Here is a 10415-nt window from a genome sequence, read left to right as displayed (position 1 = left end):
ATGCATCGCCGATGGTAGTGTGGGGTTTCCCCATGTGAGAGTAGGTCATCGTCAAGCGCCTAATACCCAGCACCCCCGCTCAGATCACTCTGGCGGGGGTGTTGTCTTTGCGGCGGGAAAAGTTTGGTCGGGAACCAGGGCGCTGGAAGCAGCTAATCGGCTAGCGGAAGCCTGAAGCCGCGTCGCTGAGGGTGCCCTCACCCTAGCCCTCTCCCGGGGGGAGAGGGGACCAAAGGGCGCGGCGGCGGCGTTGGAGCAGTGCCTGTCAGGCAGATGCTGTTTTAAGTCCGCAAGAGCACAACAGCCCGGCTGCGCCGGGCTGTTGTGTTGGAAGCGCGGCACAGAATCATTGTAGGTTGGGTCGAGCTTGCGAAGCCCAACGTCTTGAGGTCGCCGCAGGCATGACAGGCCTGGAGAAATGGCCACCAGGGCAGGCTCCGATTACTTGTGCAGCTGTCGAGCGTGCGCTGCCGATATAGCGAGTTGGCAAGACTACGCTGGCCGAGATCGACTGCAGCAGCCTGCCAGAGAACCCTCATAGCCACCGGTAACCTGATCGGGAATGATTCTGATCTAGTACATTTTCCTTAACCTTTTCGGTATACAATGCCCAATGGCCTAAGGCCGGTAGGCAAGGGGTGCGAAGCGTCGTACCCCTTTTTTCTTTGCATGACCAACCAAATTTCTAGCGTGGCCCAGGATCCTATCCCTTGAACGTTAGGATCCGCGGACAGGTGCTCAGGTGACGCAAGCGATGAAAGCGCAAGCGAAGGGGATTCGATTTTGATCAAGGTGCTAGTTGTCGACGACCATGATCTTGTTCGTACCGGCATCGTACGGATGCTCGCGGATGTAGCAGGAATCCAGGTCGTCGGCCAGGCAGACAGTGGCGAAAATGCATTGATGCTGGCCCGTGAACTCGAGCCGGATGTCGTCTTGATGGACGTCCGTATGCCCGGTATTGGTGGGCTGGAAGCTACGCGCAAGCTCTTGCGCACTCGGCCTGACCTGAAGGTGGTCGTCGTCACGGCCTGTGAGGAAGATCCCTTTCCGACACGTCTGCTCCAGGCGGGCGCTGCGGGGTATCTGACCAAGGGGGCTGACATCGAAGAGATGATCACCGCCATCAAGCAGGCTTTTGCCGGTCGGCGGTACATCAGTGCGCAGATTGCTCAGCAGCTCGCCTTGAAGCCCTTCCAGTCCAAGGCCGAAGCATCGCCGTTTGATCAGCTGTCCGAACGTGAGATTCAGATCGCGCTGATGATCGCGGGCTGCCAGAAAGTCCAGGTCATTTCCGACAAGCTTTGTTTGTCGCCCAAGACCGTCAACACCTATCGCTATCGGATCTTCGAGAAATTATCGATTACCAGCGATGTCGAATTGGCCATGTTGGCCGTTCGCCACGGCATGGTAGATGCAACGAGTTGATATGAGTCAATCTTTCGATGCTGCGGCCTTTTTATCCGGTTGCAGCGGACGTCCGGGTGTCTACCGGATGTTCGATGAGGGCGGTAAGCTCCTCTATGTAGGTAAAGCCAAGAACCTCAAGAACCGCCTTTCGAGTTACTTCAGAAAGACCGGCTTGGCGCCCAAGACGGCTTCCATGGTGTCCAAGATCGCCCAGATCGAGACCACCATCACCGGCAACGAGACCGAAGCGCTCCTGCTGGAACAAAACCTCATCAAGCAGTGGCGGCCGCCCTACAACATCCTGTTGCGGGATGATAAGTCCTACCCCTACGTCTATCTTTCCACCGAGGATAAGTATCCTCGGCTGACCATTCACCGCGGCGAGAAGAGAGGAAAGGGGCGCTATTTCGGGCCCTATCCCAGTGCCGGTGCCATCCGCGAAAGTCTCAATCTGCTGCAGAAAGCCTTCCAGGTGCGCCAGTGTGATGACAACTATTTCCGCAATCGCACGCGGCCCTGTCTGCAATACCAGATCAAGAGATGCAAAGGACCCTGCGTTGCGTTGGTGAGTGAGCAGGAATATGGCGAGGACGTTCGCCATTCCGCCATGTTTCTCGAGGGGCGCAGCAATGCCCTGGCCGAAGAGCTGCAAGTCAAGATGGAGAGTGCCTCGGTCAATCTGCAATTCGAGCGTGCTGCCGAGTTGCGCGATCAGGTGGCCTTGGTCAGGCGTGTCCAGGACCAGCAGAGTATCGAGGGAGGCACCGGCGACGTCGATGTCATCGCTGCGCTCGTCAACCCGGGTGGTGCCTGTGTCCACCTGGTCAGTGTCCGCGGTGGTCGGGTGCTGGGCAGCAAGAATTTCTTTCCGGAGGTGGGGATCGAGGAGGATTCCAGTGAGGTGCTGGTCGCCTTCCTGGAGCAGTACTATCTCGCTTACCTGGAACGGGATCTGCCGGATGAGATCATCGTCAATTCCGTCCATGAGGACTTCGCTACGCTGATCGACGCCTTTGCCGAAGTCCATAAGCGGCAATTGGTCATCGCGCATCGCGTCCGCGGGACTCGGGCACGCTGGCAGCAGCTGGCGGTAACCAATGCGGAGCAGGCGTTGAATACACGTCTGGCCAATCGGCAGCACATGGGTGTGCGTTTCGACGCCCTGGTCCAGGCGCTGGATCTGCCCGAACCACCGCAACGGCTGGAATGCTTCGATATCAGTCATTCAAGTGGCGAGGCGACCGTGGCGTCCTGTGTGGTCTTCGGGCCGGAGGGACCGCTCAAATCGGATTATCGTCGTTACAATATCGAAGGCGTAACGGCCGGCGATGACTATGCGGCGATGCATCAGGCGCTGACGCGTCGCTTCAGTCGGTTGAAAGCGGGCGAGGGCAAGTTGCCAGATATCTTGCTGGTGGATGGCGGCAAGGGCCAGCTAGCCATGGCCCGTGAGGTGCTGAGGGAGCTCGCCGTACCGGATCTGGTTTTGCTGGGGGTGGCCAAAGGCGTCACCCGCAAGCCCGGCCTCGAGGTCCTCTATCTGGACGATCCCTCCAACGAATTCACCCTGCCGGCTCATTCGCCCGCGCTGCACCTCATTCAGCAGATCCGCGATGAGGCGCACCGTTTCGCGATTACCGGGCATCGCGCACGTCGCGGCAAGGCGCGCAGGACCTCCTCTCTGGAAGAGGTCGCTGGCATCGGACCCAAGCGCCGGCAGGAGCTCTTGAAGCACTTTGGTGGGCTCCGCGAATTGCAGCGCGCCAGCATCGAGGAAATTGCCAAAGCGCCCAGCATTAGCAAAAAGCTGGCCGAGCAGATTTATGCCGCCTTGCACAGCGAGTAGAATCGCCTCACGTTCACCAATAGCCGCGCCAATGAATATTCCAAATCTGCTTACCGTACTGCGCGTCTTCCTCATTCCCCTGTTCGTCATCCTGTTCTACCTGCCGGTCCACTGGAGCTACTGGACCGCCAGCACCGTCTTCGCAATCGCCTGTGCGACCGACTGGCTGGATGGTTATCTGGCGCGGCGGCTGGGGCAGAGCACGCCCTTTGGTGCCTTTCTGGATCCGGTAGCGGACAAGCTCATCGTCGCCGTGGCCTTGGTGTTGCTGGTACAGGAGCACGCCAACGCCTGGCTGACGCTGCCCGCCGTCATCATCGTCGGGCGCGAGATCGTCGTATCGGCGTTGCGGGAGTGGATGGCCGAGCTGGGTGCCCGTGCCCAGGTCGCGGTCTCCAATCTGGGCAAATGGAAGACTGCGGCGCAGATGTTGGCCCTGGTCATCCTGCTGGCCAATCCGCCGCAGATGACCTTCTGGGTCATCAGCGGCTACGCCTTGCTTATCGTCGCGGCGGCGCTGACGCTGTGGTCCATGTGCACCTATCTGATGGCGGCCTGGCCGCATCTGATGAGCGCCGAGAAAAAGAAATAAGTTTTTGAATCAATGGCTTGACATGAAGGGTGGCTCAGATAGAATGGCGCCCGTCACCAAGCGGGAATAGCTCAGTTGGTAGAGCACGACCTTGCCAAGGTCGGGGTCGCGAGTTCGAGTCTCGTTTCCCGCTCCATGTTTTACATGAGTGTCGCAAGACATTCAGGTTTGAGGCCGGGTGGCAGAGTGGTCATGCAGCGGATTGCAAATCCGTGTACGCCGGTTCGATTCCGACCTCGGCCTCCACTATTGAGAGCCCCGTAGATCAACGATCTACGGGGTTTTTCATTTGTGCTGCGAAAAGGTCAGTTTCCGCAACTATCGACATCGTTTCCGCAACCGACCGTTACTTGGTCGGTGCCACGACCTCGCCCAGGCGCCGATACACTCGCTGGGTGATGGCCTCCTTGGTGTGCCCGAGCAGCTTGCTGGCATGGCCAAGGTCCTCAATCTCTGTCGCCGCTTTCGGCCGGATGTCCCTGAATTGGAATTGCCGGATCTGACCGGCCAGCGGGACGTCGCCTTTCTCCTCGGCTGCTTTCACAGCTGCCTCTCTCACCTCATCCCATCGGTTCCTCAGCATCGCCGCTCTCATGCGCAAGTCAGTCGCGTTGGTGATCAGCATTGAGGTCCGAACCCCTGCAGGGCACGCCGCTCCAGCAACCCCTCCAAGAACACTCCCAGACCTGTCGCCGCTTCACCATCTTGCAGACGGATCCGAAGTCGTCTTGTTCTGACCCACGAGCAGGTAGCCACCAGAAATATCGGTGGTGGCCGCCCAACCGCTACCAGTGCAGTGCCCGCCGTCGGTACTTCCACCGGCCACGCCCGCGTGGACGATGCAATCACCATCGAACTCGCTCCAGCTGCTGGACGAAACGTTCTCAGTATTCGAGCCGGAGTCATCGCCGACCAGGCTGCCTTGAGGGCGTTGCAGTCGTACGTGAGAGAAGCCTGCCCGTTGCCGGCCAGGTAACGATGGAGACAATTCGAATTATCGAAGAGAATCAGAAAGGCTGTAACCGTCCGGCCAGCACCCTCTCCTGACAGCCCTCCAAATTGGCCAAGATAGTGGACACCATTTTTTAGTGGACACTATCTTGGATACAGTTGCCCCAGCCCGTCGAGCCGGTCGCCGCCCCAACTTTCCGCTGGACTTTAAACGCCAAGTCGTCGAGGCCACCTTCCAGCCTGGCGCCTCCGTGTCATTGATCGCTCGCGAACATGACGTCAATGCCAATCTGGTCTTTCGCTGGCGGCAGCAATACCAAGAAGGGCTATTCGGCCCGGTCAGCCAGAGTGCTTCGTTTTTGCCAGTCCAGGTGATCGAGGCGCCAATGGATCTGCCGCCAGTCTTCCAGCCACAGGCAGAGTGTCATTCCGAGATCGCAGTTGAGGTAGGAAAAGCCAAGTTGCGTATCACCGGAGCACCAGACCCGCAGACGCTGCAACTCGTCTTGCAGCAGTTAGTGCGATGATTGCCCCTCCCGCTGGAACCCGTATCTGGATCGCCGCTGGCGTCACGGACATGCGTCGTGGCTTCGACGGTTTGGCGGCCATGGTGCAGACTCAACTGGAAGCCGATCCCTTCTCCGGTCAGATCTTCGCCTTTCGCGGACGGCGTGGTGACCGGATCAAACTGTTGTGGTGGGATGGCGACGGCTTGTGCCTGTTTTGCAAACGGTTGGAGCAAGGACGCTTTGTCTGGCCGCAAGCAACCAGCGGCAGCGTGTCGCTGACGACCGCGCAGTTGTCGATGCTGTTGGAGGGCATTGATTGGCGCCGGCCAATTCGTACAGCACCCGTCCTCGCGGTCTGACTTGCCGCGCTGAAAAAATCCCCAGTAATATTCGGGCATGACCCTCGTGACCGACTCCCTGCCGAATGATCTTCAAGCCTTGAAGGCGCTGATCGCTGCCCAGCACGCAGAGATTGAGCGCTTGAAGATGATGATCGCCAAGCTGCGTCGTACGCAGTTCGGTCGCAGCTCCGAGCAACTGGAAGCGATGATCGACCAGCTCCAGTTGAGCCTTGATGAGCTGCAAATCAGCCAAGCCGAAATGACACCTCCAGTCGAGCCGGCACCTCGCGCAGTTTCGCGCCGTAAACCATTGCCTGAACACCTACCTCGCGAAACCCACGTTCATCAGCCCGAGTCGCAATGCACTGGCTGCGGTGGGACGCTTCGCCATTTAGGTGAGGATGTGTCCGAAGTGCTGGAGTACGTTCCGGCACGTTTCAAAGTCATTCGCCATGTCCGTCCGAAGTGGGTTTGCCGCTGCTGCGAGCACTTCGCCCAGGTGCCGGCACCGAGTCGCCCGATCGCCCGAGGTCTTGCCGGCCCAGGGTTGTTGGCCCATGTGCTGGTCTCGAAGTTTGTCGATCATTTGCCGTTGTATCGGCAGTCCGAGATCTACGCCCGTGAGGGCGTGGAGCTGGAGCGCTCAACCCTGGCCGACTGGGTTGGCCAGAGCAGTCAGTTGCTGCGACCACTGATCAACGCCCTTGAGCACCACGTCATGAGCGGACACAAAGTCCATGCCGACGACACGCCGATTGGCGTGCTCGCGCCGGGCAACGGCAAGACCAAATCGGCGCGCCTGTGGACGTACGTGCGGGACGACCGACCTACGGGGGACGCGACACCGGCGGCGGTCTGGTTTGCCTACTCGCCGGATCGCAAGGGGCAACATCCCCGCGCGCATCTCAAGCGCTTCAGCGGGATCTTGCAGGCGGACGGCTATGCCGGTTTTGCTCAACTATATGCCACGGGCACCATTGAGGAAGCGGCGTGTTGGGCTCACGCCCGGCGCAAGTTTTACGAGGTCTACAAAGACCTGGCTTCACCACTTGCCGCCGAGGCGCTGCAACGGATTGCGGCCCTGTATGCCATCGAAAGCGAGATTCGAGGGCAACCGCCCAACCTGCGAAAAGTGGTTCGGCAAAGCCGAGCCAGTCCGCTGCTGGAACAACTCCACGCGTGGCTCAACCAGACGCTGACTCAACTGTCGAAAAAATCGGCATTGGGCGGTGCGATTCTCTATGCCCTCAATCGGTGGCAGGCCTTGGTGCGCTATTGCGATGACGGGCGAATTGAGATCGACAACAACGCTGCCGAACGCGCGCTACGTGCTGTCGCGCTAGGCAGAAAAAATTATCTGTTCGTCGGTTCCAACGCCGGCGGCGAACGAGCGGCTGCGATTTACAGCCTGGTGGGTTCAGCCAAACTCAACGACCTGAACCCGCAAGCCTATTTGACACACGTGCTGGAGCGCATCGCCGACCACCCGATCAATCGGGTCGACGAACTGCTGCCCTGGAACGTTTCTCTCGCCTCCACGGAACTCTGCGAGGCCGCCTGATCCATGGTCAAAACTGTTCGCTTGCCAAAACCCGAACCTGATTTGTTGCTACTGCACATTGAATTGAAGTGGATCGAACCTGCCATCTGGCGCCGTGTGGCGGTGCCCGAGAACATCACCTTAGGCAAATTGCACGCGGTGATCCAGATCGCAATGGGCTGGCACGATGACCATCTGCATGAGTTTGAAATAGCTGGTGAGAGTTACGGTATTCCCGACTCCGATGGATGGGGGCCTCCCGTGAACTCGGAGACCCGCAAGACTCTGATCAAAGCGTTGAACGGGAAAAGGACATTCCGCTAGGTCTATGACTTTGGCGATGGCTGGGATCACCGGATCAAAGTCGGAAAGAGAAATCCGATGCCCACTCCGTAGGACATTGAGTCGAAATCCAATCACGATGTTCTCATTGGAAGGGTCTGCAACAGATGTCGATTAAGCTCCTGGCCCACGCCGAACGCCTCTTGGACGCTTACGATAGTCAATCCTTGATGCTTGGAGGCCCAATCTTCTGCCGCTGGGATAGATGCGAAGAAATGCACATGGCAACAGAAGGACTGACGAACGTCGGCCGCCTCCTGCGGCAATACCAGTGACACTGCCACGTCGGCAGGTTCAACAGCCTGTATCTCGCTGGGTGAAACCGTAAGCGAAACGGGTGCTCCAGTTGCAGCGCAATGCGACGAGACGCGAGCTGTACGGCCGATTAACGCCGGGAGCATCAGGGTGTCCAGCGCGCACCAGGCATACAGCCGGCGGTTGTCAATTTCCAAGACATGCGACGTCTCGCGCAAGGTGAGGACATAGCCGATGATGTTCCCATCGTTGTCGTATTCGGTACTGGTGGCTTGTTCGAGCACAGCCGCCACTTGCTCAGCGGGCCAGCCAAGAGTCCTGGCAAGCGTAGTTCGCGAAATCGGGCGTCCCTTGGCAAGTTCACCCAGTAGCGCGACCAAGAACTCCGCAAAACCTTTGGGCCGGTTGGTCGGGGTGAGACGTTCGGCGATCTCGGTAATGTAGCGGGCAAATTTCATGGTGCTCTCCATTCATCCAGCGCAGCAGGACAATTGCTTTACGTCCTTGGTGAAAGTCTGCGCCGCGAGCTTCAGGCCCTCGACCATGGTTAGGTAGGGGAACAACTGGTCGGCCAGCTCCTGCACGGTCATGCGGTTGCGAATAGCCAGCACCGCCGTCTGAATCAGCTCGCCCGCTTCCGGGGCCACCGCCTGCACGCCGAGCAACCGACCAGAACCCGCTTCGGCGACCAGCTTGATGAACCCTCGCGTGTCGAAGTTGGCCAGCGCACGCGGCACGTTGTCCAGGCTCAGCGTGCGACTGTCGGTTTCGAGGCCTGCGCGCTGTGCTTCCGCTTCGCTGTAACCGACGGTGGCCACCTGCGGATCGGTGAACACCACCGCCGGCATGGCATCGAGATTAAGCGTAGCTTCGCCGCCGGTCATGTTGATCGCCGCACGGGTGCCAGCCGCCGCCGCGACGTAGACGAACTGCGGCTGGTTGGTGCAGTCGCCGGCTGCATAGATATCCACTGCGCTACTGCGCATGCCCTGATCGATCTGAATGGCGCCGCGTTCATCCAACAGTACACCCGCCGCTTCCAGGTTCAGGCTTTGGGTGTTGGGCGTGCGGCCGGTGGCGACGAACAGTTGGTCGGCGCGCAGTTCACCGTGGTTGGTGGTCAGTACGAATTCGCCGTTGGCGTGGGTCACCTGACTGGCTTGTGTCTGCTCAAGCACGTCGATGCCCTCCATGCGGAAGGCTGCGGTCAGCGCCTCGCCGATGGCCGGATCTTCGCGGAAGAACAGCGAGTTGCGCGCCAGGATGGTGACGCGGCTACCCAGCCGGGCAAAGGCTTGCGCCAGCTCCAAGGCCACCACGGATGAGCCGATCACGGCGAGCCGTTGCGGAATACTGGCGCTGGCCAGTGCCTCCTCCGAGGTCCAATAGGGGGTGTCTTGCAGCCCGCGAATCGGCGGCACGGCCGCACCGGCGCCGGTAGCGATCAGGCAGCGGTCGAACGCGACTTCGCGCCCGCCCCCCTCGACCAGTTCGACGCTGAGCGTGTGGCCGTCCTGGAAGCGAGCGGTGCCACGCAGCACGGTGATGGCTGGTGTGCTCTCCAGAATGCCTTCGTACTTGGCGTGACGCAGTTCGTCGACAAGGCCTTGCTGTTGCGCGAGCAGCCGCTCGCGCAGGACGGTCGGCGGCGTGGCGGGCATTCCGTCATCGAACGGACTCTCGCGGCGCAAATGAGCCACATGCGCGGCGCGAATCATGATTTTCGACGGCACGCAGCCGACGTTGACGCAAGTGCCGCCGATGGTGCCGCGCTCGATCAGAGTGACGCGGGCGCCGGCTTCCACCGCCTTCAAGGCGGCCGCCATTGCCGCACCGCCGCTGCCTATGACTGCAATGTGTAGCGCGTCGCCGTTTTTGCCGACCTCGGTGTCGCTGCGCAACCAGCCCAGCGCCTTATCGAGCTGGCCGGGGCGCGGTTGTAGCGAGGCGACTTCGAACGACGCTTGATACCCAAGGGCCTCGACGGCGGCTTGCATTTGTTCACGGCTGACAGCCGCGTCGGCCGTCATTTCGGCCTTCCCACCGGCGTAGGAGACGTCCGCCCGGTGCACGCCGGAGATTCCCTCCAGAGCATCTCTGACGCGGTCGGCACAGGAGGCGCAGGTCATACCGTGGATTCGCAGTGTGGTCATAGCGTTTACTTCCTCAAATGGGTCTCTTTGCGGCATTACTGTTTTGGCTGTGGTGGGCAGGCACCCGGGGCGCAACGGGGGTGGGCGGGCGACACGAGATCCCAGATCGAGCCCCCAAGCATGAGGGCCAGACCGATATAGAGCAGCCAACCGCTCCGCCAGCCATAAGCCCGCATCAAAAACACCGCAGCCAAGACCAGGACAGGGCCTATCAGGCCGAGTGCAGTTCGCTGCCACTGCCGATGTTTGAGCCAGCCAAGGGAATTGACGAGCAGCGCCAGGGCCGCAAACAAGGGCAGTAGCGTGGTGATGAACAGGCCTTCCCACTGGCTCAAAAAGCCCAGACCGATTGCAGCGCCTAAGCTAGCCAGAGCAGGAAAACACGCGGCGCAGCCTAGGGCTGAAACCAGCACACCGACGGAACTGGCTTTGTCACCGATCCGCGTGAACAGATTGAGAGGATTTCTCATTGGTAT

The 10415-nt window shown here is 60.0% G+C and carries 11 protein-coding genes, 2 tRNA genes and 1 pseudogene; 10 read left to right on the top strand and 4 right to left on the bottom strand.

Going from position 1 to position 10415, the window contains the following annotated elements:
- Positions 1-783 precede the first annotated feature (783 nt).
- From gacA to QMX82_RS18315, 5 genes are all read left to right on the top strand, one after another.
- Positions 784-1428, top strand: coding sequence for a response regulator transcription factor GacA (gene gacA, locus QMX82_RS18335; RefSeq protein WP_133861893.1), 645 nt, complete (start codon positions 784-786; stop codon positions 1426-1428).
- 1 nt (position 1429) lies between these two features.
- On the top strand, positions 1430-3256 hold the full coding sequence (gene uvrC, locus QMX82_RS18330) for an excinuclease ABC subunit UvrC (protein ID WP_133861892.1): 1827 nt from the start codon (positions 1430-1432) through the stop codon (positions 3254-3256).
- Between the two features lie 31 nt (positions 3257-3287).
- Positions 3288-3848: a CDP-diacylglycerol--glycerol-3-phosphate 3-phosphatidyltransferase gene (pgsA, locus tag QMX82_RS18325; protein ID WP_133861891.1), complete on the top strand. Its 561-nt coding sequence runs from the start codon at positions 3288-3290 to the stop codon at positions 3846-3848.
- Between the two features lie 60 nt (positions 3849-3908).
- Positions 3909-3984: transfer RNA gene (locus QMX82_RS18320), tRNA-Gly, on the top strand.
- Between the two features lie 36 nt (positions 3985-4020).
- Positions 4021-4094, top strand: a tRNA-Cys gene (locus QMX82_RS18315).
- Between the two features lie 100 nt (positions 4095-4194).
- Here the strand turns inward: QMX82_RS18315 and QMX82_RS18310 are convergent.
- A complete protein-coding gene (locus QMX82_RS18310) occupies positions 4195-4473 on the bottom strand; it encodes an integrase (RefSeq protein ID WP_282286228.1) in 279 nt (92 codons plus the stop codon).
- A 142-nt stretch (positions 4474-4615) separates the two neighbouring features.
- On the opposite strand from QMX82_RS18310, the gene rz1 reads away from it, so the two are divergent.
- The 5 genes and pseudogenes from rz1 to QMX82_RS18290 all read left to right on the top strand — a co-directional run bounded on the left by rz1 (position 4616) and on the right by QMX82_RS18290 (position 7513).
- Complete coding sequence (rz1, locus tag QMX82_RS26130) at positions 4616-4774, top strand: lysis system o-spanin lipoprotein Rz1 (protein ID WP_442969399.1); 159 nt, start codon at positions 4616-4618, stop codon at positions 4772-4774.
- A 255-nt stretch (positions 4775-5029) separates the two neighbouring features.
- Positions 5030-5326, top strand: a pseudogene (locus QMX82_RS26125) (transposase); the annotation flags it as partial.
- Positions 5323-5667, top strand: coding sequence for an IS66 family insertion sequence element accessory protein TnpB (gene tnpB, locus QMX82_RS18300; protein WP_003425037.1), 345 nt, complete (start codon positions 5323-5325; stop codon positions 5665-5667). The pseudogene QMX82_RS26125 and the gene tnpB, both read left to right, overlap by 4 nt.
- 37 nt (positions 5668-5704) lie before the next feature.
- Positions 5705-7210 (top strand): IS66 family transposase, encoded by a 1506-nt coding sequence (tnpC, locus tag QMX82_RS18295; RefSeq protein WP_003425038.1) that lies wholly within the window; start codon positions 5705-5707, stop codon positions 7208-7210.
- Between the two features lie 3 nt (positions 7211-7213).
- Positions 7214-7513 (top strand): plasmid pRiA4b ORF-3 family protein, encoded by a 300-nt coding sequence (locus tag QMX82_RS18290; protein WP_003425039.1) that lies wholly within the window; start codon positions 7214-7216, stop codon positions 7511-7513.
- A gap of 92 nt (positions 7514-7605) precedes the next feature.
- On the opposite strand, the gene merB is transcribed toward QMX82_RS18290, so the two are convergent.
- Genes merB through merC form a run of 3 tightly spaced genes read right to left on the bottom strand, consistent with a single transcriptional unit; the run spans position 7606 to position 10409 of the window.
- Positions 7606-8244: an organomercurial lyase MerB gene (merB, locus tag QMX82_RS18285; RefSeq protein WP_003425042.1), complete on the bottom strand. Its 639-nt coding sequence runs from the start codon at positions 8242-8244 to the stop codon at positions 7606-7608.
- A 12-nt stretch (positions 8245-8256) separates the two neighbouring features.
- Positions 8257-9939, bottom strand: a complete 1683-nt coding sequence (gene merA, locus QMX82_RS18280; RefSeq protein ID WP_003425044.1) for a mercury(II) reductase — start codon at positions 9937-9939, stop codon at positions 8257-8259.
- A gap of 35 nt (positions 9940-9974) precedes the next feature.
- Positions 9975-10409, bottom strand: a complete 435-nt coding sequence (gene merC / locus QMX82_RS18275; RefSeq protein WP_003425046.1) for an organomercurial transporter MerC — start codon at positions 10407-10409, stop codon at positions 9975-9977.
- Positions 10410-10415: the final 6 nt, after the last annotated feature.

It is taken from the genome of Pseudomonas sp. PS02302 (assembly GCF_029959585.1).
GTDB lineage: Bacteria > Pseudomonadota > Gammaproteobacteria > Pseudomonadales > Pseudomonadaceae > Chryseomonas > Chryseomonas aestiva.
Note: the sequence above shows the minus strand (reverse complement) of the source record. Positions and strands in the feature narration are given on the sequence as shown.